We start from the raw sequence: 21466 nt of genomic DNA, 5'->3' as shown, positions 1-21466 counted from the left end.
GTATGGATCCGCGCAGTGAAGTACTGCTTCGTCAGGCCGAGTTATTCCAGGGTTCGGTGTTGCTGGCCGGTTTACCCGCCGACGATTTGCTCGGTCGCCTGCCCGACGCCCACGGCTGGTGCTGGCACGCCGGCGATCAAGCAGCGCTGGATGCACGCTTTGCCGAGCGCAGTCAGTTTGGCGTAAATGCACCCGAGCGCGAGTTCGACACCGCCGTGGTGTTCCTGCCCAAGTCCAAGGACCTGACCGACTACATCCTTAACGCCCTCGCCTCTCGGCTGGCCGGTCGCGAGTTGTATCTGGTGGGTGAAAAGCGCAGCGGTATCGAAGGCGCGGCCAAGCAACTGAACCCGTTTGGCAAACCGCGCAAGCTCGACAGCGCGCGGCATTGCCAGCTGTGGCTGGTCACCGTGGCCAATGCGCCAGAAGCCAAATCGCTGGAAAGCCTGGCCCAGGAATACGAACTGCCACTGGCCGAAGGCCCGTTGAAAGTCATCAGCCTGCCGGGCGTGTTCAGCCATGGTCGGCTGGATCGCGGCAGCGCCTTGTTGCTCGAACATCTGGACAAGTTGCCGAGCGGCCATTTGCTGGACTTCGGTTGCGGCGCGGGCGTATTGGGCGCGGCGGTCAAGCGGCGTTATCCGCACAATCAGGTGACGTTGCTCGATGTGGATGCGTTTGCCGCCGCCAGCAGTCGTCTGACATTGGCCGCCAACGGTCTGGAAGCCGAGGTGATTACCGGTGACGGTATCGATGCGGCGCCGATGGGTTTGAGCGCGATTTTGAGCAACCCGCCGTTCCACGTCGGCGTGCATACCGATTATTTTGCGACCGAGAACTTGCTGCGAAAAGCGGCTAAACATCTGAAAAACGGTGGCGAACTGCGCTTGGTCGCCAACAGCTTCCTGAAGTATCAGCCGCTGATCGAAGAGCACCTTGGGGTGTGCGCGATCAAGGCCGAAGGACAGGGTTTCAGAATCTACCGAGCCAAACGCGGCTAGAAATTTGTTCTTGCCCAATCGGATTTGCCTAGGCAGAATCCGCTCCGTCCTAGGGGAGTAGTCTCCCACGAGCGCCATGCTCGTCCGGCATACGTCAACATACTTGGTCAACAGACCATGGCGTATGCGACCCAAGCGTCCGCACAGACGGATCGCCAGGGTTTGACAAGACCTATGACACGAACACCTTACCCGGGGCGGGAAGGCTGTACGTGTCATAGCCGTGTCGACCCGCCCCTTAGGAAAACCCTGATGCTGGATTCACTTCTCGTACCCACCGCAATCGTTGCCTTGGCCGAAATCGGCGACAAGACGCAACTGCTCGCGCTCATTCTTGCGGCTCGCTTTCGCAAACCCTGGCCGATCATCGCCGGCATTGTCGCCGCGACCCTGGCCAACCACGCGGCAGCCGGTGCGGTAGGTGCCTGGTTCGGCAGTTTCTTCTCGAATGCGACGCTGCACTGGATCCTCGCCGCGAGTTTCACCGCGACCGCGTTGTGGACCCTGGTGCCGGACAAGATGGACGACGATGAAGCCAGCACCGCTCGCAAGTTCGGGCCGTTCCTCACCACGTTGATCGCGTTCTTCCTCGCCGAAATGGGCGACAAGACCCAGGTCGCCACGGTGATGCTCGCCGCGCAATACCCGGACCTGTGGCTGGTGATCATCGGCACCACCGCCGGTATGTTGATTGCCAACGTGCCGGTGGTACTGGCCGGTAACTTTGCGGCGGACAAACTGCCGTTGACGTTGATCCGTCGACTGGCAGCGTCGGCGTTCTTCGTATTGGCGATTGTCGCGGTGTACAAGGCGATGCAGAGCAGTGGGTGGATTTGACGCGCTTGGTCAGTAGCACCGTGTGATCGTTCTTCGCGAGCAAGCCCGCTCCCACATTGGATCTCCAGTGTTCACAAATATTGTGGTCACAAAAAATCCCCTGTGGGAGCGGGCTTGCTCGCGAAGGCGCCATCAGCCCCGCCAAATAACCATCAGGATTTCGAGGCTTTCTCGTACAGCGGCATCACTTTAGGAATCGCCGCCTGCAACGAAGAAATACGACTGGCCGACGCCGGGTGTGTGCTCATGAATTCCGGCGGCGAACCCTCCGACGCCTTGCTCATCTTGTTCCACAAGGTGATCGCGGCATTCGGGTTGTAGCCGGCGCGAGCCGCCAGCTCCAGGCCAATCAGATCGGCCTCGTTTTCATTCGCGCGGCTGTTCGGCAAGGTCATGCCGTAATTGGCCACGGTGTCGGCCAGGGCCAGGCTGTCCTGCCCCAGACCGAACAAGGCGCCGGCGCCCTGCTTGGCCATTTCGATACCGTAGGCCTTGGACATGGCTTCACGACCGTGCTCACGCAGGGCGTGGGCGATTTCATGGCCCATGACCGCGGCGATTTCATCGTCGGTGAGTTTCAGGCTGTCGATCAGCCCGGTGTAGAAAATGATCTTGCCGCCCGGACCACAGTTGGCATTGAGTTCATCGCTCTTGATCAGGTTGACTTCCCACTTCCACTGGGCCGAATCCGGACGGAAATTCGGCGCCTGGGCGATCAGCCGATCGGCTATCGCCTGGACGCGCCTGGCTTCGGTACTGGTCTTGTCCAGTACGCCTTTGCTCGTCGCCTCGCCTACTGTCTTCTGATAGGACTGGGCGTACATCTGGTTGACCTCATCCGAGGACAACATGCTGAACATGTACTGTTTGCGCTCAACCCCGACGGCTCCGCCGCTGGTGGTGTTGACCGACTGGCAACCGGCCAGCAGCAATGCTGCGCTCAAAGCACTTACAACCAATGTCTTGTTCATCAAATAGCTCCCTGAAAACATGCCGCGTATCCTAGGCGCGGAATTGTATCGGCGCCAGATACAACAGACGTGTTGCACGCTACTTTCAGAAAAGACGCCGATCTTCGTAGGAAAAAATTCACACAATCCCGCACCCCGCGCGCGCAATGCCTCATTTGCGACATCCAGCGCTCCAAAACAGTCATTTCGCCACGACCCGCTCATGGACTCCAATTGCCTGGCCGATACAACAGCGCAGACGTCCTCTTGCGTGCGGAGCACCCATGAAATTCAAGTCGATCCAGTTTTCCGTAGCGGCCCTTGCCGGTGCCATCGTCCTCAGTGTCGTGGCGGCCCTGGTGCTGTATGCGCTGTTTTCCGGTGCGCGGACGCAAGACATGGTCCAGGAACGGACCCAGGCGCAGTTCGAGCAAGTCATCGAACAACGCCTGACTTCCCTGGCGCAAACCCAGGTCAGTCAGATTCAGCGCGAACTCGAAGCGCCACTGCTGATTGCCGGCGGACTGGTGCGGATCAACGAATTGATCGGCACGCCAGGGGCCGACGGCCAGCCGCAACTGAGCCTCAACCGTGAGCAGTTGATCAGCCTGATCAAGCAAAACGTCACCAGGAATCCGAAAATTCTCGGCACCTACATCGGCTGGGAAAAAAACGCACTGGACCACAATGACGCGGCCTACGTTGACACCAAAGTGGTCGGCATCGACGCCAGCAACGGGCGTTTCCTGCCGTGGTGGTTCCGCAACGAGGACGGTAGCCTGGGCCTGGACAAACTGGTGGACGTCGACGACCAGAAAACCCTGTCCACCGGCGTGCGCGCCAGCGAGTACTACTTGTGCTCGAAAGAAACCAAGAAATCCTGCGTGATCGATCCTGCGCCCTACAAGGTCGGCGACAAAATCGTCATGCTCGCCTCCTTTATTGAGCCGATCATGCTCAACGGCGCCTTTCAGGGCATCGTCGGCGCCGACCTGTCGGTGAACTTCATCCAGGAAATGCTCCTGGGCGCCAACCAGAAACTGTATGGCGGTTCCGGCGTGATGGCGCTGATCGGCGGCAACGGCCGGATCGTGGCCTACACCAAGGACCCGAGCAAATTCGGCGAGAAGGTCAGCGACATCCTCGACAGCCAGCAGATTGCCAACATGGCCAATCTCAAGCGCGGCGAAGTGACCTACACCGTCGACAAGGCCAATGGCCGGATCGAGTTGTACCTACCCTTCGGCATCGGCCAGACCGACGCGCGTTGGACCCTGATGCTGCAACTGCCGCTGAACGCGGTAATGGCGGACCTGCAAAAACTGCAGGGCGACCTGGATAAACAACGCAAATCCGACACGTTTGGCATGGCCATGGTTGGCCTGCTGATCGCCAGTATCGGCTTGCTGGTGATCTGGCTGGTGGGCCACGGCATCGCGCGTCCGCTCAAGCAAATGGTGGCCATGCTCGACGACATCGCCCAGGGCGAAGGCGACCTCACGCGCCGCCTGACCAGCGACCGCGCCGACGAACTGGGCTCGATCGCCAAAGGCTTCAATACGTTCCTGGCCAAGTTGCAGGCGATGATCACCCAAGTGGTGACGTCGGTGCAGAGTGTCAGCGATTCGTCGGAACACACCGCCGACATCGCCATCCGCACCAACATCGGCGTGCACAAACAAATGGCCGAGATTGATCAAGTGGCCACGGCGGTGCATGAAATGACCGCGACCGCCCAGGACGTGGCGCGCAATGCAACGTCGGCCGCGCAAGCCGCCAGCCATGCGGACAAGGCCGCGGCCCAAGGCATGCAGATCGTGCGCGATACATCGAATTCAATCGGCGTGCTGGCCGTGGAAATCGGCAAAGCGGTGGCCGTGGTGCAAACCCTGGCCAAGGACAGCGAGAACATCAACGCGATCCTCACCGCCATTCGCGGCATCGCCGAACAAACCAACCTGCTGGCCTTGAACGCGGCGATTGAAGCGGCGCGCGCCGGTGAACAGGGCCGTGGTTTTGCGGTGGTGGCTGATGAAGTGCGCAACCTGGCGCAGAAGACTCAGAAAGCCACCGAAGAAATCCAGACCATGATCCAGCAGTTGCAACAAGGCACCCGCGATGTGGTGCGGGTCATGGAAGACAGTCAGAACCGTACCGACGAAAGCGTGCAGCATGCGGCGAAAGCGGCCGAAGCGCTGGAGACGATTACTCAGGCAGTGTCGGTGATCAACGACATGAATACACAGATTGCCAGTGCGGCCGAGGAACAGAGCGCGGTGGCTGATGACATCAACCGTAACGTGATCAATATCGGGCAGGTGGCCAATGAAGTGGCGGGCGGCGCGGATGAATCGAGCGCGGCCAGTGCGGATTTGACCAAATTGGCTGAGCAGCAGCGGCGGTTGATCAATCAGTTCAAGGTCTGACGAGCCCCTCACCCTAACCCTCTCCCGGAGGGAGAGGGGACTGACCGAGGTGTTTAAAAGAAATTTTGCGACCTGAAATATCGCGCCGAACGCAGGTTTTGAAAAGCATGAAGATCGGCTCCCTTTCCCCCTCTCCCCCGTGGGGAGAGGGCTGGGGTGAGGGGTGGTTTTTGAACCAGACACAGACCTCAACCCGGAGTAAGACACTCCGGCCCATTCAACTTCGGATCATTCACCAGATTCGCCAACACTCGCTCGCGCAACGCCGCCGGCTCACTGGCCAGCAACCCCTGTAATACGTGCAACGGCGTCTCGGGATCGAGCCACGCCGCCTGCCCCGCCTCGTCCAGAATCAACGGCCGACGCTGACTCGCCGCCGGTTGCGTGATCACCGCCGTGCTCAGCCACACCTGCTCCTGCACCGGATACGCTTCCCAGATCGCCGCGAAAAACAGCGCCGAGCCCTCCCCCGGTGTCAGCCAATACGGACGCTTGCGCGTGGTGCCGCGCCATTCGTAGAAACCATTGGCCGGCAACAGGCAACGGCGCTCGCGCAGGGCCTGGCGAAACATCGGTTGTTCGGCGACGGTTTCGGCGCGGGCATGTGCCGGCGTGCGCGACAGATCGGTCAGCCACGGCGGCGTCAGGCCCCAGCGGGCACGGGCCAATTCGCGCTGACCCTCAGTGCCGGCACGCAACATCAACACCGAATCGTTGGGGGAAATATTCCACTGGGCCTGCTGATCGGCAGGAAAGCCAGGCAGGGCTGCGAAGGCGGGGTTCCAGCGAAACAGGGCATAACGTCCACACATGGGGCAACACGACTCTTGATCAAACGAACGTCAGCCTAACAGACCAGCGTGCCGGGAAAACTTTCCGGTTCATCACCCGGCATCGGCAGCGCAGCATTGTAGGCGGTGATCAGCTCCCGGGCGTATTCGGCCTGATCGTTATCCACCGACAACCCCAGCAGGCCGAAGATCGGCAATTCGCCGGTGCCACCGAGCAGATCCCGCCCCACCAGATGCGCCTCAATGCCCTCGCTGGCCAGCATTCCTTGCAGCAACTCGCCTTCCATCAGGTTTTCCGGTTCGTAGATTCGCTGCATGGGCGCCCCTCACTCGTTTTCGCTGAAAACCTCGAGATGCCATTCCTCTCCGTCAACCTGCAACACAAACGTGATCGGCCGACAACACACCTGACAGTCCTCAATATAGGTCTGATCACCCCCGGACAAATCCACCGTGGTCTCAACCTCTTCACCACAATACGGACATTCATACAGTGCGGCTTCCAGCATCGCGGTCTCCCAGGTGACTTGTGCGTATAATCGCCGGTCTATTTGCAGGGCTATTTTTGTCTGGCTACCTTTTCAGACCGTGCCCCGTTGGTTTTCGATCAAAACCTTTACTTACCCTAGCCGTTTCTAACAAGAGAGCATGATGGGCGAATTCGATGCCATCCGACCTTACGACGACAGCGAAGTCCCTGCAGTGCTGGACCGGCTGCTCGGCGACAAGGCATTTCTAGACATCCTCATTCACTTCCGCTTCCCGCGTTATGCCGGTGCCTTCGGCTGGATGCTCAAACCTCTTATAGCTCATCGGCTGCGCCGTGAGTTCGCCGGCGTCAATTCGGTGGCCACGTTGCAGGACAAAGTCGAGGTTTACGTCGACCACACCATCGAGCGTGCCACCGACGGCGTGACCTACACCGGCGTCGAGCAATTCAAGTCCGGCAGCGCCTACCTGTTCATCGCCAACCACCGCGATATCGTGATGGACCCGGCCTTCGTCAACTACGCCGTGTACCACGCCGGCCTGCCGACCCCGCGCATCGCCATTGGCGACAACCTGCTGCAAAAGCCGTTTGTCAGCGATTTGATGCGTTTGAACAAGAGCTTCATCGTGCACCGTTCGATCACCGGTCGCCGCGAGAAGATGGCCGCTTATCAACTGCTGTCGGCCTATATCAACCACTCGATCCGCAACGATTGCGCTTCGATCTGGATCGCCCAGGCCGAAGGCCGGGCCAAGGACGGCGACGACCGTACCGAGTCGGCGATCCTCAAGATGTTCCACATGAGCCGCAAGGACGAGCCGTTCGGCGAGGTCATTCAGTCGCTGAACGTGACCCCGGTGTCGATCAGCTACGAATACGACCCGTGCGACCAGGCCAAGGCCCGCGAACTGTTCATCCGCGCCACCACCGGCAGCTACACCAAAGTGCCGGGCGAAGACGACGTGAGCATCGCCAAGGGCATCACCGGCTACAAGGGCCGGGTCCACGTGAACTTCGCCAAGCCGATCACCGAGCTGTTCGATGACACCAAGCAATTGGCGATCGAGATGGACCAGCAGATTCTCGGCGGTTACCGGTTGTTCCCGGTGCACTACCTGGCGTATGCGCAGTGGAAGGATGCTGATCCGCAGCTTCTGGTGCCGAAAGCCGCCGACGTGTTTGCGGCGGATGAACTGGCCAAGGCCCAGGAAGAATGGCAGCGCCGTCTGGACGCTTGCCCTGAGGAACATCGGCCGTTCCTGGTGTTGCAATATGCGACGCCGGTGAGGAATCAGTATCGGGTGAAGGCTGGGTTGCCGCTTTAAGGCAAGATCAAAAGATCGCAGCCTCGTTGCACTCGACAGCTCCTACATGGGATCGCATTCATCCTGTAGGAGCTGTCGAGTGCAACGAGGCTGCGATCTTTTGCTTTCAGCGATTCAGAAGCGCGTGCTGATCCACGAAACGATCAACGCCACGCCCAGGCAGGCAAAACCGAAGCGGTAGAAAAACCGGTTCATGCGTTGGGTGGCGCCATCGAGCATCAACGTCGCGTCATCGATACGCCGGTTCTGGGTCGCCGCCTCAAGCACCGCCAACGCGCGTTGTTCGCGGCGCCGGGTGGCATGCAACAGCCAACTGCCCGGGAACGCCAGCAGCAAGGCCAGCAGGTTGATCAACTTGGCGGGATGGTTGGTAAACAACGAAATCAAATGCAACGACATCACGGACCTCGGCAAAACTAAGGTGGCAGGCGCCGGACCGACGACTGCGGCGCGGATTCTACCGAAAGCTTGCGACAAAAAACGAACCACTTGGCCGATTCCTGCCCTGCGTCACGCCATCGTCATCTGAATGCGCCAGTCTGTCGCCCCTCGAAACCGACACTGAGCACACCATGCTGCACGCCGAAAACCAGGACCGCCTCTACCTGATCGCACAAAGCGACGAACAGCAAAACCTCGTTGGAAGCCTTGCCTTCAATGTCCAGGACCGTCACTGGCTGGTGTATTGCGCACTCGGCGGGCATCAACATGCGGACTTGCCGGAGACGGATTTGCTGACGGGCGTGAGTGTGCTGGATTTCTACTCCGAAGCGGCCTGACAACACCGTCCCCCCCTTGTGGGAGCGGGCTTGCTCGCGAAAGCGGTGTGTCAGTTGCATGGAGGTCGATTGACACTCCGCCTTCGCGAGCAAGCCCGCTCCCACAGGGGTTTGGTGTACGTTCATGAAAAAGCCCGGGGCCATCACTGGCGCCGGGCTTTTTTGCTTCTCGCGAAAGGTTACTCGCCGAGAATCTGACCCACTGTCGGGTCCTTGAACAACCGCGTCAGGGCATCGCTCAACACATCGCTGACCAGTTTGGTGTTGGTTTCCTGGTTCGGCGCCATACCAAAACGCTGATCCAGGGATGCACCGTAACGGCCACTGTAGCGACGGTTGGCATTCTGCACATCGGAGCGGAAGGTCGCGCCGATGGTGGCCTCAGTCACGTACATGCCTTCTTTAGGCGACTGATATTTCAGTTCGGCCAGGGTCACGGTCAACTGCGGCGCGTTCATGCCGTTGGATACCGGGGTGAAACCCAGCAAACGCACGGCGGCTTCGGCCTGGGCTTGCAGCTTCGGCAGGATCTGCGCGCCTTGCACAGTGATTGCGCTGGTTTCAGGGTACAGACCACCACGAGTGCCCAGGGTTGGCGACGGACGACCGTCCACCACACGCACTACCACTTGCTGGCCATGGCCAACCGGCGCGAGCTGAGTGGTCAGCTTCGGTTCCGGGCTCAGTTGTTGCGGGCTGTGGGCGCAGCCGGCCAGGGTCAAACCGGTCACAGTGATCAAACCGAACAACAGGCGTTGCAACATGCTCTTCTCTCCAGAATCAGGCACAAACAGGCCCGCAGTATAGCGGTGGGCCATCGTCGCGAACTAGCGTCTCGCAACGATTGCTGAAATCTCTGACAAACCCCGCACACGCCGGTTCCTGTCACACACCTGTCATCGCCCATACACGGGCACGTCACGGCCCGATGGCAACCTTCACAGCAGTCACCCCACAAGGTACTTCGCCATGCGTTATCTCATCTCGTTGTTCGCGCCACGCCCGCTGCATCGCTGCTTTGCCCTGCTCGATCACAACGGTCATTGCCAGGCGTTCAAGCAATGCAGCCTGCAACCCATGGGCGACGGCTGGGTCGAAATCGAAGAAATCCGCCTCAACTGGCTGCACCATCCCCTGCCCCCGAGCGCCCGTGTTCGCCAGCATCAGCCTCGCTCACGGATACAGGCGCTGTTGTCCATCTGACCAGACGCCTAATAAAAGTCATTAATCACGACCATTTCCCTGCGTTTCTTAGATACAATCTCCCCCCGATTATAAGGACGTCTCCTGATCGGGCCTCGCAGCATCGTCAATGCCTCGGTATTGGCACCCCGCACCGCCCACAGAGAGCCGCCCACACAGATCGAGTGAAGCTGGCGCGCTTGCTGTTCCTTGAGCAAAAACCCCACTTTTCGCGAATCTGCAGAGCTGTCATTACGCTCGGTCACTGAGCTGTTTGCCCGTTTTGCCTGTCATGTACCCCATGGCGGCAATTCACCCGGGCACGGTGCCAGGCTGGGACAGCCCTTTTTTGAGGTTCACGTCTTCAAAAGAGCGTGAAAAAAACGGGTTTTCACAACTTCACAAGAGTGTGGCGAGCAAATGAATAGTTTTGCGTCTGAACATGCACCATTAGCGTCTGAAACAGCCCAACGACACAGGACCGGGTACACCTCAAATACCGGAGCCTGAAGCCTGTCCGCTACGGATTTGGTTGCACAAACGGATGTCTCGACCATAAGTCGAATTGCCAGTTGCGCGTTGAAGTGAGTTCATAGGGCTCATTAACCCAACCGGTAACGTCCGTCGAAGTTGCGAAAAATTGCGAAGATTCGGACATGGCGACACTGCCATGGGTACGTGGGGCATCACTGACACGCCCCGGAACGCCTGGCAGCCATGCCGACAATTTGGTGCTGCAGATTTTGGAGACGCGTTAAATGGCGCATAACGAAGCAGTCGACGTAGTACTCGTTGGGGCCGGCATCATGAGTGCCACCCTCGCTGTACTGCTCAAAGAGCTCGACCCCGCGATCAAGCTGGAAGTCGTCGAGCTGATGGATTCCGGTGCCGCGGAGAGTTCCAACCCATGGAACAACGCCGGTACCGGTCACGCCGGGCTGTGTGAGCTCAACTACACGCCTCAGGCCGCCGACGGCACCGTCGACATCAAGAAAGCCGTGCACATCAACACCCAGTTCGAGGTGTCGAAGCAGTTCTGGTCGTACCTGACCAAGAAAGGCACCTTCGGCTCGTGCAAATCCTTCATCAGCCCGGTGCCGCACCTGAGCTTCGTACAGGGCGACGGCGGTGTGTCCTTCCTCAAGTCGCGCTTCAACGTGCTGAGCAAGCATCACGCTTTTTCGGACATGGAATACACCGAAGACAAGGCCAAGATGGCCGAGTGGATGCCGCTGATGATGCCGGGCCGCTCGCCGGACGAAGTCCTCGCGGCCACTCGCGTGATGAACGGCACTGACGTCAACTTCGGCGCCCTGACCAATCAACTGCTCAAGCACCTGACCAGCGCACCCGATGCCCAGGTCAAGTACTGCAAGCGCGTTACCGGCCTGAAGCGTAACGGCAGCGGCTGGACCGTCAGCATCAAGGACGTGAACAGCGGCAACACCCGTGAAGTCGACGCCAAGTTCGTCTTCCTTGGCGCTGGCGGCGCGGCATTGCCGTTGTTGCAGGCGTCGGGCATCGAAGAAAGCAAAGGCTTCGGCGGCTTCCCGATCAGTGGCCAGTGGCTGCGTTGCGACAACCCGGAAGTGGTCAAACACCACCAGGCCAAGGTCTACAGCCAGGCGGCCGTGGGTTCGCCACCGATGTCCGTGCCGCACCTGGACACCCGCGTGGTCGATGGCAACAAGTCCCTGCTGTTCGGGCCGTATGCCGGTTTCACCACCAAGTTCCTCAAGCACGGTTCCTTCATGGACCTGCCGCTGTCGGTGCGCGCCGGCAACATCGGGCCGATGCTGGCCGTGGCGAAAAACAACATGGACCTGACCAAGTACCTGGTCAGCGAAGTGATGCAGTCGATGGAGCAACGCCTGGAATCCCTGCGTCGTTTCTACCCGGAAGCGAAAGCCGAAGACTGGCGCCTGGAAGTGGCCGGCCAACGGGTGCAGATCATCAAGAAAGACCCGAAAAAGGGTGGCGTTCTGCAGTTCGGCACTGAACTGGTCGCGGCCAAGGACGGCTCCCTTGCGGCCCTGCTCGGCGCTTCGCCAGGTGCTTCGGTGACCGTTTCGATCATGCTGGAACTGATCGAGAAATGCTTCCCGAACAAGGCGTCCGGTGAATGGGCGGCCAAACTGGCGGAAATTTTCCCGGCTCGGGAAAAGGTCCTGGAAACCGACGCAGCGCTGTATCGCAAGATCAATGCGCACAACAACGTCGCGCTGGAACTGGTTGAAGCCAGTAACGAGACCGAAAGCTACGCTTGATTCGGCTCCACAAAAAACGCCCCGTCCTCAGTGAGAGCGGGGCGTTTTTTATGCCTTCCTGTAGGAGCACGGCTTGCCGGCGATGGCGTCCTTGAGATCGCCTTCGCGAGCAAGCTTTGCTCCTACAACGCGTACACCTGTAGGAGCTGTCGAGTGAAACGAGGCTGCGATCTTTTGATCTTAAGATCTTAACCGCGCGCCTTGGCAATCAATTCGATGTACTCGGCCGCATTGCGCTGATCCTTGATCACCGCGACGAAGTCATCGCCATGCTCATCCTTGCCATCCAGATCAAACCCGGCCTCGACGAAAAACGTCAGGAAACGCTCGAAGTCGTCGACGCGCAAACCGCGATAGGCCTTGATCAGTTTGTGCAGGGACGGCGAAGTGGCGTCGACCGGTTCAAAATCGAGAAACAGTTTGATCTGCTCATCGCCGATCTCGTCACCAATCACTTGCTTCTTATCTTTACGCATTGCCGACTCCAGCTCGCAGACATTTCACGGGGCGGGCAGTTTACCCCCCTCCGGGCGCCGGGCTCAACGCGCGCGAACGCTGCCGGTGTGCAGATCGGCCCAGACATGGCCGTTGGCGTAGCTGAGGAACTGGCAATACACCGTGTCATTGCGCAGCAAATCGATCACCACCCGGTATTGCGCCAGCGGGTAGTAGAGCGTCAGGGTTTTGCTCTTTTCGTCGTAGATCGGCTTTTTCAGGCTTTTGCTTTCGCCATCGAAGTTGACCAGCACCTGGCTGATGGTCGCGCCTTTGTTCAGGGATTTGCCCTTGAGGCGGATCAACAGCGGCGACGTCACCGGGATCGGTTGTTGGGTCGACTGACGCTGGCTGCCCACCACCACCGAATAGTCGGTGACCTGCAACAATTGTTGTTGCTCCGGTTCGGCGTCGCGCAGGGTCAGGTCGTCCGGCGGCAGGAACTGCCCGTGCATCAGCGCCGGCGCGGCGGCCAGGGGCAGGCTGAGGGTCAGCAACAGGGCGGCGCAGCTGCGGATCAAAAGGCTCATGACAGGCTCCGGAGGGCGGGGCCGAGCACTGTAGCAGCTGCCGAAGGCTGCGTCCGGCTGCGAAGCAGTCGTGAGATCAAGCACTCTGGTTCTTCAGTTGAACCGTGAGTTCAGGGTTTACGACGGCTTCGCCGCCGAACGCAGGCTGCGCCAGCTGCTACAGAGGCCGGCGTCTGAGTTACATGCCTTTAACGGCAAAGATCCCGTTGGCGTTGCGCCAGTAACCTTTGTAGTCCATGCCATAACCGAAGATGTAGCGGTCGATGCACGGCAGGCCGACAAAATCGGCTTTCAGGTCCGGGCGAGCCTTGCGGTCGTGATCCTTGTCGATCAGCACGGCGGTGTGCACGGCACGGGCGCCGGCGTGTTTGCAGTAGTCGATGATCGCGCCCAGGGTGTGACCTTCATCGAGGATGTCGTCGATGATCAGCACGTCGCGGTCGAGGAACGAAACTTCCGGTTTGGCTTTCCAGAACAGGTCGCCGCCGCTGGTTTCGTTGCGATAACGGGTGGCGTGCAGGTAGGACGCTTCCAGCGGGAAGTGCAGATGAGTCAGCAGCTTGCCAGCGAAAATCAGGCCGCCGTTCATCACACAGAACACCACCGGGTTGGTGTCAGCCAGTTGCTCGTTGATGTGTGCACCGACACGGGCGATGGCCGCCTCGACTTCAACTTCGGTGTACAGGCAGTCAGCCTCTCGCATGATTTGACGGATATGCTCGAGATCAGCAGACATGGCGCTCTCCAGGAGGGACGGATTCGGGAAAAGCGGGCAAAGGTACGCATCCCGCACGTCCAGATCAAGCGTTTGTGGACTAACGTACCTTATGTCTATAGGACAACACCCTCGGATAGATTAATCTAGGCCGGTTTTTTTGCCCGCCGCCGGAGCCTTTCCCCATGCCCATCCAAGAGATCCGCCATCCGCTGATCCGTCATAAACTTGGCCTTATGCGCCGCGCAGACATCAGCACCAAGAATTTCCGTGAGCTCGCTCAGGAAGTCGGTGCCCTGCTGACCTATGAAGCCACCAAAGACCTGCCCCTGGAAACCTACGATATCGAAGGTTGGGCCGGCACTGTCTCGGTGGAAAAAATCGCCGGCAAGAAGATTACCGTGGTGCCGATCCTGCGCGCCGGTATCGGCATGCTCGAAGGCGTGCTGAGCCTGATCCCGGGCGCCAAAGTCAGCGCCGTAGGCGTGGCCCGCAACGAAGAAACCCTGCAGGCCCACACCTACCTGGAAAAACTGGTGCCGGAAATCAACGAGCGCCTGGCGATGATCATCGACCCGATGCTCGCCACGGGCAGCTCCATGGTTGCGACCATCGACCTGCTGAAAAAGGCCGGTTGCCGCGACATCCGCGCCATGGTGCTGGTCGCCGCTCCCGAAGGCATCGCCGCTGTAGGGAAAGCTCACCCGGACGTGATGATCTACACCGCGTCCATCGACGAAAAACTCAACGAGCACGGTTACATCATCCCAGGCCTGGGCGATGCCGGTGACAAGATCTTCGGTACCAAGCAGAAGGACGCTTGAGCATGCAGGATGAGTTCAACGATCCGCTCTGGCGCACAGTGCTGTCGGGTGCACAGATGCTGTTCGTGGCGTTCGGCGCCCTGGTGTTGATGCCGCTGATTACCGGCCTCGACCCGAACGTGGCGCTGTTCACCGCCGGTCTGGGGACGATCCTGTTCCAGATCGTCACCGGGCGTCAGGTGCCGGTGTTCCTGGCTTCGAGCTTTGCCTTTATCACCCCGATCATTCTCGCCAAGGGCCAGTTCGGCCTCGCGGCGACCATGGGCGGCGTGATGGCGGCAGGTTTCGTCTACACCTTCCTCGGCCTGGCCGTGAAGATCAAAGGCACCGGGTTCATTGACCGCTTGCTGCCACCGGTGGTGATTGGTCCGGTAATCATCTCCATCGGCTTGGCCATGGCGCCGATCGCCGCCAACATGGCGATGGGCAAGGCTGGCGACGGTAGCGAGCTGATTCATTACCAGACCGCGATGCTGATCTCGATGCCGGCGCTGCTGACTACCCTGATCGTTGCGGTGTTCGGCAAAGGCATTTTCCGCCTGGTGCCGATCATCTCCGGCGTGCTCGTCGGTTTTGCCATGGCGTTCTATTTCGGCGTAGTTGATACCGCGAAGATTGCCGCCGCACCGTGGTTCGCGATTCCGCACTTCACGGCGCCGGAGTTCAACTGGCAGGCGATTCTGTTCATCGTTCCGGTGGCGCTCGCCCCGGCCATCGAGCACATCGGCGGCGTGATCGCGGTCGGTAGCGTGACCGGTCGCGATTACCTGAAGAAACCGGGCCTGCACCGCACCCTGCTCGGCGATGGCATTGCCACCACGGCTGCCGGTCTGTTTGGCGGCCCACCCAACACCACTTACGCCGAAGTGACTGGCGCAGTGATGCTGACCAAAAACTACAACCCGAAAATCATGACCTGGGCGGCAATCTTTGCCATCAGCCTGGCGTTCGTCGGCAAGTTTGGTGCGCTGCTGCAAAGCATTCCGGTGCCGGTGATGGGCGGGATTCTGTGCCTGTTGTTCGGTTCGATTGCGGCGGTGGGCATGAACACGCTGATTCGCCACAAGATCGACCTGGGCGAGGCGCGCAATCTGGTGATTGTCTCGGTGACGTTGGTGTTCGGGATTGGCGGTGTGCTGGTCGGCACCGGCACCGGGCCTGACGATTTCGGCCTCAAAGGCATCGCGTTGTGCGCGGTGGTGGCGATTGCGCTGAACCTGTTGCTGCCGGGCAATGACAGCTGGAAGCACAAGAAGGCGGATGAGCCGTTGTTGTAAGTCGGCCTCAAGATCGCTATCGCGGGCAAGCCTTGCTCCTACAGTTTTGTGTCGACCACATCAATGTGGAACGACGTAAGTCCTGTAGGAGCAAGGCTTGCCCGCGATGCTTTTACAGGACCAGAGGTGCTCGCTCACACAACGCATTCAACGCCTTCGCCCACTGCGGATCATCGTTAAGGCACGGCACCAGCACCAACTCCTCCCCTCCCGCTTCGCGGAATTGCTCCTGCCCACGATCGCCAATTTCTTCCAGGGTCTCGATGCAATCGGCGACGAACGCCGGGCACATCACCAGAATCTTCTTCGCGCCGCTTTTGCCCAACTCATCCAGGCGTGCTTCGGTGTAGGGTTCGATCCACTTTGCCCGACCCAATCGAGACTGAAACGACACCGACCACTTGCCGTCCGGCAGGCCCATGCGCTTGGCGAATTCGGCTGCCGTGCGCAGGCACTGGGCGCGGTAGCAGGTCGCCAATACAGCCGGCGAGGCGTTCTTGCAGCAGTCTTCATTTTTGAAGCAATGCTGGCCGGTCGGATCGAGCTTGGTCAGGTGACGTTCCGGCAAACCATGGAAGCTCAGCAGCAGGTGATCGTAATCCTGCTCAAGGTAAGGCTTGGCGCTGGCGACCAGCGCATCGAGGTATTCCGGCTGATCGTAGAACGGTTGGAGAATCGAGAACTGCACATCGAGTTTCTTCTCGCGCACCACGCGCCGGGCCTCCTCGATCACCGTGGTCACGGTGCTGTCGGCGAACTGTGGATAGAGCGGTGCAATCGTGATTCGCTTGTGGCCCTGAGCGGCCAACTGCACCAGTTTCGATTCAATCGACGGTTCGCCGTAACGCATCGCCAGTTCGACCGGGCCATGAGTCCACTGGGCGGTCATGGCCTGTTGCAGGCGCCGACTGAGCACCACCAGCGGCGAACCCTCTTCCCACCAGATCGAGGCATAGGCGTGGGCCGACTGCTCCGGACGCTTGATCAGGATCAGCGACACCAGCAAGCGTCGCACCGGCCACGGCAGGTCGATCACATACGGGTCCATCAGAAATTGATTGAGGTAGCTGCGCACATCCGCCACCGAGGTGGAGGCCGGAGAGCCCAGATTGACCAGAAGCAACGCGTGATCGGTCATGCAACGTCCTATTTCAGAGGCGGCTGGACACGTCATCCAACGCCGCGCGTAAATCGGTGAACTGGAAAGTGAAACCCGCTGCCAGCAAGCGCGCTGGCACGGCTTTCTGGCCGCCCAGCAACAGCAGCGACATCTCGCCCAGGCCTACCTTCAGCGCCAGGGCCGGCATGGGCATGAACGCCGGGCGGTGCAACACGCTGCCCAGCGTCTTGGCAAATTCGCGATTGCGCACCGGTTTCGGCGCGCAGGCATTATATGGACCGCTGGCATCAATGCGATGCAGAAGAAAATCAATCAGGGCGATTTGATCCTTGATATGAATCCACGGCATCCACTGCCGACCGTTGCCGATCGGGCCGCCCAGCCCGAGTTTGAACGGCAGCAACAGCCGCGACAAAAAGCCGCCCTCGGCGGACACGACCAACCCGGTGCGCACCAGAACCACCCGGATGCCCAAGGCTTCGGCCCGCTGCGCGGTTTCCTCCCAGGCGATGCACAACTGGCTGGCGAAATCATCGATCACGGGCGGCGACTCTTCGGTCAACTCACGCTCGCCACCGTCGCCATACCAGCCGACCGCAGAACCGGAGATCAGCACTTGAGGTTTTTGCTCACGGGTTTCGAGCCAGGCCAACAGGGATTCGGTGAGGCCGATCCGGCTGCTCCACAGCAGCGTCTTGCGCTTGTGCGTCCACAGACGATCACCAATCGGTGCGCCCACCAGGTTGATAATGGCATCGACCGGTTCCTGGCCGAGGTCTTCGAGACGGGCAATGCCGCGCACCTGAGCGCCACAGATTTTGGCGACTTTTTCCGGCGTGCGACTCCAGACCGTGAGGCGATGTCCCTGACTCGACCAGTGATGGCAGAGCTGACGTCCTATCAAACCAGTACCGCCGGTCAGCAATATGTGCATGACTTCTTCCTCGCGTGGCGTTTTACCTTGATCACTAGTCTATTTTTATAAGCAGGGATCTTTGGTATCGGGCAGGGTCTGTGTTTAACAATAGGCCAAGCTGTCAGAACGAGAACGCTAAAAGTTATACCAAAAAACAATATTGTACAGGTTTAATCCACGGCGTAGTCTGTACAGAAAGGTAAACGAGGCCCCTATGACTGTACCTATCGCAATCATCGGCACCGGCATCGCCGGACTCTCCGCCGCCCAGGCCCTGACGGAGGCCGGGCATGTCGTTCAACTTTTCGATAAAAGCCGTGGCAGCGGCGGACGCATGTCGAGCAAGCGCAGTGACGCTGGCGCTCTGGACATGGGCGCGCAGTATTTCACGGCACGTGACCGGCGCTTCGTCACCGAAGTGCAACGCTGGCAAGCCAATGGCTGGGTCGCCGAATGGACGCCGCAGCTCTATACGTTCCAGGGCGGCCAGCTAAACCTGTCGCCGGATGAGCAAACCCGTTGGGTCGGCACACCGCGCATGAGCGCCATCACCCGCGCGCTGCTCGGCGACCTGGAAGTGCATTTCGCCTGCCGGATCACCGAGGTCTATCGCGGCGAAGAACACTGGCATCTGCAGGACGCCGAAGGTTTCACTCACGGCCCGTTCAGCCACGTAGTCATTGCGACGCCGGCGCCTCAGGCCACCGCGTTGCTGGCCTCTGCGCCGAAACTGGCGGGGGCCGCCGCCGGGGTCAAAATGGACCCGACCTGGGCCATTGCCCTCGCCTTCGACACACCACTCGATACGCCCATGGAAGGCTGCTTCGTGCAGGACAGTCCGCTCGACTGGCTGGCCCGCAACCGCAGCAAACCCGGGCGCGACAACACGCTGGACACGTGGGTGTTACACGCCACCAGCACCTGGAGCCGGCAACATATCGACCTATCCAAGGAAGCCGTGATCGAGCAATTGCACGGTGCGTTCGCCGAGCTGCTGCACAGCGCGATGCCTGCGCCCACCTTCAGTCTCGCCCACCGCTGGCTCTACGCGCGCCCCGCCAGCAGTCATGAATGGGGCGTGTTGGCGGATGCCGACCTGGGCCTGTATGTGTGTGGCGACTGGTGCCTGTCCGGTCGTGTCGAAGGCGCCTGGCTCAGCGGCCAGGAAGCCGCCCGCCGCTTGCACGCGCACCTGCAGTGAACCGCCTCAATCCGGGTAAATTGCTGCTGTCGAAATGGACAGCAGCCCAACCGCAAAATCGCGAAAAACATTTTCTGGTGACCGAGTTGTTCCGGGACGAGGACGGCACGGTGCTGGCGGTTGAGTTGCAGGCAGTGTTGACGCAGCGCAGTGAGCGCATTGATTGGCAAACGCTGAAAGACAACAACACCTGGCTATCGGGCTGGAAGTAGATCCCCTGTGGGAGCGGGCTTGCTCGCGAATGCAGTGTGTCATTCAACACATGTGCGGCTGACCCACCGCATTCGCGAGCAAGCCCGCTCCCACAAGGTACAAATCGCGCCCTCGAAAAACCTATACAAATAATTTGACTTGTACAGCTTCGAATCTATGATGAGGATTATGTTGTACAGAGTTGATGCTCTGTACAGGTATTAGATTCGAGGTGCTGCAATGCCCATCGCCCCCGCCAAACCGAAAATCGCAATCAGCGCCTGCCTGATGGGTGCCGAGGTGCGCTTCAATGGCGGGCACAAGGAATCGCGGCTGTGCAGTCGCACCCTCACTGACTATTTCGATTTTGTCCCGGTGTGCCCGGAAGTCGCGATCGGCCTCGGGATTCCTCGCGAACCGATTCGCCTCGTGGGCGATGCCGAACATCCCGAAGCCGTCGGCACGCTCAACCGCGAAATCAACGTCACCCAACCGCTCGCCGAGTACGGCCAGAAAATGGCCGCTGAACTGGGCGATATCTGCGGCTACATCTTCATGCAGAAGTCGCCGTCCTGCGGGTTGTTGCGGGTCAAGGTCTACCACGCCAACGGTGCGCCGGTGGAGGGCGGTGGGCGCGGCATCTATGCCCAGGCGTTTTGCGAACAACACCCGGACCTGCCGGTGGAAGAAGACGGTCGCCTCAATGATCCGGTGCTGCGGGAAAACTTCCTCACGCGCGTATTCGCCTACAGCGCCTGGCAACAATTGCTGCAAGAAGGCCTGAGCCGTCGCGGCCTCATGGACTTTCACTCGCGCTACAAATACCTGCTGATGGCCCACAACCCGGTGCACTACAAAACCCTGGGCAATCTGCTGGGCAACATGGGCCAGACCGACCCGAAAGAACTCGGCCCGCGCTATTTCAGCGAGTTGATGGAGGCGCTGAAAAAATGCGCCACGCGCCGCACCCACACCAATGTCCTGCAGCACATCAGTGGTTACCTCAAGCAGGTCATCAGCGCAGAAGACAAACAGGAAATGCAGCATGTCATCGGCCAATACCGCCACGGCATCGTGCCCTTGGTGGTGCCGTTGACGCTGCTCAAGCATTACTTCCGCCAACACCCGGACCCGTACATTGCGCAACAGGTTTACCTGCAACCGCACCCGGAAAACCTTAGCCTGCGAAATGCGATCTAAATGAACAACACACCCGACACCAGTGCCCGCGAAGACCTCGGCGCCGATTTCAAGAAGGCCCTGGACGAAGGCTGGTTGCCGATTCGTGAAGTGGCGCGCCAGACCGGGGTCAATGCGATCACCCTGCGCGCCTGGGAACGGCGTTACGGCTTGATCGTGCCGCAACGCACGCCCAAGGGGCATCGGTTGTTCTCGGCCGAACATGTGCAACGGATCCTGACGATTCTCACCTGGCTCAATCGCGGCGTGGCGGTCAGTCAGGTCAAGCAACTGCTCGACACCCCGCAAGCCTTTACCGAGGCTGTCGAAAACGACTGGCAATTGCTGCGTAACACGCTGTTGCAAGCGGTCACTCAACTGGCCGAACGCAGGCTCGATGACACCGTCAACCAAGCCATGGCGCTGTATCCGCCACGGACCCTGTGCGAACAACTGCTGATGCCGTTGTTGACCGAACTGGAACAACGCTGGCAAGGCCAGTTCGGCGCGCAGATGGAACGCGTGTTCTTTTATTCCTGGTTGCGCAGCAAATTCGGTGCGCGCATCTACCATAACAACCGGCAATTGCGTTCCGCGCCCCTGCTGTTGATCAACCACTCGGATGTGTCCCTGGAGCCTCATTTGTGGCTCACCGCCTGGCTGATCAGCAGCACCGATTGCCCGGTGGAAGTTTTCGATTGGCCACTACCGGCCGGGGAACTCGCACTGGCGGTCGAACACCTGCAAGCCCGCGGCGTACTGCTGTATTCCAGCAAAGCCATGAACCTCGCGCAGCTGCCGAAACTTTTGAGTGGCGTCAGCTGCCCAAAAATGATTGTCGGACCAACGGTATGCATCCACCACGCCGAGTTGTCCGTAAGAACCACCGAGATTGCTGATTTGTTCCTGGCCGAAGATCCCTTGTCGGCGCATCAGGACCTCGTTCAGCGTGGGCTTATTTAAATGTTG

The 21466-nt window shown here is 59.7% G+C and carries 24 protein-coding genes and 1 riboswitch; of the genes, 13 read left to right on the top strand and 11 right to left on the bottom strand.

From position 1 onward, the window contains the following. Nucleotides 1-2 precede the first annotated feature (2 nt). Nucleotides 3-1001, top strand: coding sequence for a class I SAM-dependent methyltransferase (locus HB680_RS30595; protein WP_213942019.1), 999 nt, complete (start codon nt 3-5; stop codon nt 999-1001). A gap of 40 nt (nt 1002-1041) precedes the next feature. After that, a riboswitch (yybP-ykoY riboswitch) is annotated at nt 1042-1164 on the top strand. Nucleotides 1165-1253: 89 nt separating this feature from the next. After that, the gene (locus HB680_RS30590) at nt 1254-1838 is read left to right on the top strand and encodes a TMEM165/GDT1 family protein (protein WP_213942018.1); all 585 of its coding nucleotides are present in this window, start codon (nt 1254-1256) and stop codon (nt 1836-1838) included. Between the two features lie 152 nt (nt 1839-1990). On the opposite strand, the gene HB680_RS30585 is transcribed toward HB680_RS30590, so the two are convergent. Then, nucleotides 1991-2809, bottom strand: coding sequence for a M48 family metallopeptidase (locus HB680_RS30585; protein WP_213942017.1), 819 nt, complete (start codon nt 2807-2809; stop codon nt 1991-1993). A 263-nt stretch (nt 2810-3072) separates the two neighbouring features. Between HB680_RS30585 and HB680_RS30580 the strand changes: the two genes are divergently transcribed. Continuing rightward, entirely contained in the window at nt 3073-5214 is a 2142-nt protein-coding gene (locus HB680_RS30580; RefSeq protein WP_213942016.1) for a methyl-accepting chemotaxis protein, read from the top strand. A gap of 188 nt (nt 5215-5402) precedes the next feature. On the opposite strand, the gene HB680_RS30575 is transcribed toward HB680_RS30580, so the two are convergent. Genes HB680_RS30575 through HB680_RS30565 form a run of 3 tightly spaced genes read right to left on the bottom strand, consistent with a single transcriptional unit; the run spans nt 5403 to nt 6514 of the window. Then, nucleotides 5403-6026: an SOS response-associated peptidase gene (locus HB680_RS30575; RefSeq protein ID WP_213942015.1), complete on the bottom strand. Its 624-nt coding sequence runs from the start codon at nt 6024-6026 to the stop codon at nt 5403-5405. Nucleotides 6027-6061: 35 nt separating this feature from the next. Further along, nucleotides 6062-6322 carry a DUF2007 domain-containing protein gene (locus HB680_RS30570; RefSeq protein WP_054045627.1) on the bottom strand — a complete coding sequence of 87 codons (261 nt, stop codon included), beginning with the start codon at nt 6320-6322 and terminating at the stop codon, nt 6062-6064. A 9-nt stretch (nt 6323-6331) separates the two neighbouring features. Then, nucleotides 6332-6514 carry a CPXCG motif-containing cysteine-rich protein gene (locus tag HB680_RS30565; protein ID WP_213942014.1) on the bottom strand — a complete coding sequence of 61 codons (183 nt, stop codon included), beginning with the start codon at nt 6512-6514 and terminating at the stop codon, nt 6332-6334. 142 nt (nt 6515-6656) lie between these two features. Between HB680_RS30565 and HB680_RS30560 the strand changes: the two genes are divergently transcribed. Next, nucleotides 6657-7820, top strand: coding sequence for a 1-acyl-sn-glycerol-3-phosphate acyltransferase (locus tag HB680_RS30560; protein ID WP_213942013.1), 1164 nt, complete (start codon nt 6657-6659; stop codon nt 7818-7820). A gap of 114 nt (nt 7821-7934) precedes the next feature. On the opposite strand, the gene HB680_RS30555 is transcribed toward HB680_RS30560, so the two are convergent. Continuing rightward, nucleotides 7935-8219 (bottom strand): hypothetical protein, encoded by a 285-nt coding sequence (locus HB680_RS30555; protein ID WP_213942012.1) that lies wholly within the window; start codon nt 8217-8219, stop codon nt 7935-7937. A gap of 173 nt (nt 8220-8392) precedes the next feature. On the opposite strand from HB680_RS30555, the gene HB680_RS30550 reads away from it, so the two are divergent. Then, nucleotides 8393-8599, top strand: a complete 207-nt coding sequence (locus HB680_RS30550; protein WP_054045634.1) for a hypothetical protein — start codon at nt 8393-8395, stop codon at nt 8597-8599. 179 nt (nt 8600-8778) lie between these two features. Here the strand turns inward: HB680_RS30550 and HB680_RS30545 are convergent, their stop codons facing one another. Further along, nucleotides 8779-9363 carry a YajG family lipoprotein gene (locus HB680_RS30545; protein WP_123509216.1) on the bottom strand — a complete coding sequence of 195 codons (585 nt, stop codon included), beginning with the start codon at nt 9361-9363 and terminating at the stop codon, nt 8779-8781. Between the two features lie 205 nt (nt 9364-9568). On the opposite strand from HB680_RS30545, the gene HB680_RS30540 reads away from it, so the two are divergent. After that, a complete protein-coding gene (locus tag HB680_RS30540; protein ID WP_213942011.1) occupies nt 9569-9802 on the top strand; it encodes a hypothetical protein in 234 nt (77 codons plus the stop codon). Between the two features lie 737 nt (nt 9803-10539). After that, complete coding sequence (gene mqo, locus HB680_RS30535; RefSeq protein ID WP_213942010.1) at nt 10540-12048, top strand: malate dehydrogenase (quinone); 1509 nt, start codon at nt 10540-10542, stop codon at nt 12046-12048. Nucleotides 12049-12236: 188 nt separating this feature from the next. On the opposite strand, the gene HB680_RS30530 is transcribed toward mqo, so the two are convergent. From HB680_RS30530 to HB680_RS30520, 3 genes are all read right to left on the bottom strand, one after another. Further along, nucleotides 12237-12524 (bottom strand): PA4642 family protein, encoded by a 288-nt coding sequence (locus HB680_RS30530; RefSeq protein WP_213942009.1) that lies wholly within the window; start codon nt 12522-12524, stop codon nt 12237-12239. A gap of 63 nt (nt 12525-12587) precedes the next feature. Next, a complete protein-coding gene (locus HB680_RS30525) occupies nt 12588-13073 on the bottom strand; it encodes a hypothetical protein (RefSeq protein ID WP_213942008.1) in 486 nt (161 codons plus the stop codon). 178 nt (nt 13074-13251) lie between these two features. Continuing rightward, nucleotides 13252-13809 (bottom strand): hypoxanthine-guanine phosphoribosyltransferase, encoded by a 558-nt coding sequence (locus HB680_RS30520; protein WP_213942007.1) that lies wholly within the window; start codon nt 13807-13809, stop codon nt 13252-13254. A 164-nt stretch (nt 13810-13973) separates the two neighbouring features. On the opposite strand from HB680_RS30520, the gene upp reads away from it, so the two are divergent. Then, nucleotides 13974-14612 carry a uracil phosphoribosyltransferase gene (upp, locus tag HB680_RS30515; protein WP_213942006.1) on the top strand — a complete coding sequence of 213 codons (639 nt, stop codon included), beginning with the start codon at nt 13974-13976 and terminating at the stop codon, nt 14610-14612. A 2-nt stretch (nt 14613-14614) separates the two neighbouring features. After that, nucleotides 14615-15889 (top strand): uracil-xanthine permease family protein, encoded by a 1275-nt coding sequence (locus tag HB680_RS30510; RefSeq protein ID WP_054613540.1) that lies wholly within the window; start codon nt 14615-14617, stop codon nt 15887-15889. A 112-nt stretch (nt 15890-16001) separates the two neighbouring features. On the opposite strand, the gene hemH is transcribed toward HB680_RS30510, so the two are convergent. Both hemH and HB680_RS30500 read right to left on the bottom strand, forming a co-directional pair. Next, the gene (hemH, locus tag HB680_RS30505; protein ID WP_213942005.1) at nt 16002-17027 is read right to left on the bottom strand and encodes a ferrochelatase; all 1026 of its coding nucleotides are present in this window, start codon (nt 17025-17027) and stop codon (nt 16002-16004) included. 13 nt (nt 17028-17040) lie between these two features. Beyond that, on the bottom strand, nt 17041-17943 hold the full coding sequence (locus HB680_RS30500) for a TIGR01777 family oxidoreductase (RefSeq protein WP_213942004.1): 903 nt from the start codon (nt 17941-17943) through the stop codon (nt 17041-17043). Between the two features lie 196 nt (nt 17944-18139). Between HB680_RS30500 and HB680_RS30495 the strand changes: the two genes are divergently transcribed. The 4 genes from HB680_RS30495 (at nt 18140) to HB680_RS30480 (ending at nt 21460) form a co-directional block, all read left to right on the top strand. After that, entirely contained in the window at nt 18140-19126 is a 987-nt protein-coding gene (locus tag HB680_RS30495) for an NAD(P)/FAD-dependent oxidoreductase (protein ID WP_213942003.1), read from the top strand. Next, nucleotides 19123-19338 carry a TIGR02450 family Trp-rich protein gene (locus HB680_RS30490; protein ID WP_213942002.1) on the top strand — a complete coding sequence of 72 codons (216 nt, stop codon included), beginning with the start codon at nt 19123-19125 and terminating at the stop codon, nt 19336-19338. The genes HB680_RS30495 and HB680_RS30490 overlap by 4 nt, the downstream gene beginning before the upstream one ends. A gap of 220 nt (nt 19339-19558) precedes the next feature. Continuing rightward, complete coding sequence (locus tag HB680_RS30485; protein ID WP_213942001.1) at nt 19559-20518, top strand: 2-thiouracil desulfurase family protein; 960 nt, start codon at nt 19559-19561, stop codon at nt 20516-20518. Continuing rightward, nucleotides 20519-21460 (top strand): MerR family transcriptional regulator, encoded by a 942-nt coding sequence (locus tag HB680_RS30480; protein WP_213942000.1) that lies wholly within the window; start codon nt 20519-20521, stop codon nt 21458-21460. Nucleotides 21461-21466 lie beyond the last annotated feature (6 nt).

The sequence above is a fragment of the Pseudomonas sp. dw_612 genome (assembly GCF_018449725.1).
In the GTDB taxonomy this organism is placed as follows: Bacteria; Pseudomonadota; Gammaproteobacteria; order Pseudomonadales; family Pseudomonadaceae; genus Aquipseudomonas.
This window is presented reverse-complemented; position numbering and strand designations above follow the sequence as displayed.

Bases quoted from the DNA above. Each gene is read 5' to 3' on its own strand.
- HB680_RS30595 (WP_213942019.1), top strand. From the start codon at position 3: ATGGATCCGCGCAGTGAAGTACTGCTTCGTCAGGCCGAGTTATTCCAG.
- HB680_RS30590 (WP_213942018.1), top strand. From the start codon at position 1,254: ATGCTGGATTCACTTCTCGTACCCACCGCAATCGTTGCCTTGGCCGAA.
- HB680_RS30585 (WP_213942017.1), bottom strand. From the start codon at position 2,809: ATGAACAAGACATTGGTTGTAAGTGCTTTGAGCGCAGCATTGCTGCTG.
- HB680_RS30580 (WP_213942016.1), top strand. From the start codon at position 3,073: ATGAAATTCAAGTCGATCCAGTTTTCCGTAGCGGCCCTTGCCGGTGCC.
- HB680_RS30575 (WP_213942015.1), bottom strand. From the start codon at position 6,026: ATGTGTGGACGTTATGCCCTGTTTCGCTGGAACCCCGCCTTCGCAGCC.
- HB680_RS30570 (WP_054045627.1), bottom strand. From the start codon at position 6,322: ATGCAGCGAATCTACGAACCGGAAAACCTGATGGAAGGCGAGTTGCTG.
- HB680_RS30565 (WP_213942014.1), bottom strand. From the start codon at position 6,514: ATGCTGGAAGCCGCACTGTATGAATGTCCGTATTGTGGTGAAGAGGTT.
- HB680_RS30560 (WP_213942013.1), top strand. From the start codon at position 6,657: ATGGGCGAATTCGATGCCATCCGACCTTACGACGACAGCGAAGTCCCT.
- HB680_RS30555 (WP_213942012.1), bottom strand. From the start codon at position 8,219: ATGTCGTTGCATTTGATTTCGTTGTTTACCAACCATCCCGCCAAGTTG.
- HB680_RS30550 (WP_054045634.1), top strand. From the start codon at position 8,393: ATGCTGCACGCCGAAAACCAGGACCGCCTCTACCTGATCGCACAAAGC.
- HB680_RS30545 (WP_123509216.1), bottom strand. From the start codon at position 9,363: ATGTTGCAACGCCTGTTGTTCGGTTTGATCACTGTGACCGGTTTGACC.
- HB680_RS30540 (WP_213942011.1), top strand. From the start codon at position 9,569: ATGCGTTATCTCATCTCGTTGTTCGCGCCACGCCCGCTGCATCGCTGC.
- mqo (WP_213942010.1), top strand. From the start codon at position 10,540: ATGGCGCATAACGAAGCAGTCGACGTAGTACTCGTTGGGGCCGGCATC.
- HB680_RS30530 (WP_213942009.1), bottom strand. From the start codon at position 12,524: ATGCGTAAAGATAAGAAGCAAGTGATTGGTGACGAGATCGGCGATGAG.
- HB680_RS30525 (WP_213942008.1), bottom strand. From the start codon at position 13,073: ATGAGCCTTTTGATCCGCAGCTGCGCCGCCCTGTTGCTGACCCTCAGC.
- HB680_RS30520 (WP_213942007.1), bottom strand. From the start codon at position 13,809: ATGTCTGCTGATCTCGAGCATATCCGTCAAATCATGCGAGAGGCTGAC.
- upp (WP_213942006.1), top strand. From the start codon at position 13,974: ATGCCCATCCAAGAGATCCGCCATCCGCTGATCCGTCATAAACTTGGC.
- HB680_RS30510 (WP_054613540.1), top strand. From the start codon at position 14,615: ATGCAGGATGAGTTCAACGATCCGCTCTGGCGCACAGTGCTGTCGGGT.
- hemH (WP_213942005.1), bottom strand. From the start codon at position 17,027: ATGACCGATCACGCGTTGCTTCTGGTCAATCTGGGCTCTCCGGCCTCC.
- HB680_RS30500 (WP_213942004.1), bottom strand. From the start codon at position 17,943: ATGCACATATTGCTGACCGGCGGTACTGGTTTGATAGGACGTCAGCTC.
- HB680_RS30495 (WP_213942003.1), top strand. From the start codon at position 18,140: ATGACTGTACCTATCGCAATCATCGGCACCGGCATCGCCGGACTCTCC.
- HB680_RS30485 (WP_213942001.1), top strand. From the start codon at position 19,559: ATGCCCATCGCCCCCGCCAAACCGAAAATCGCAATCAGCGCCTGCCTG.
- HB680_RS30480 (WP_213942000.1), top strand. From the start codon at position 20,519: ATGAACAACACACCCGACACCAGTGCCCGCGAAGACCTCGGCGCCGAT.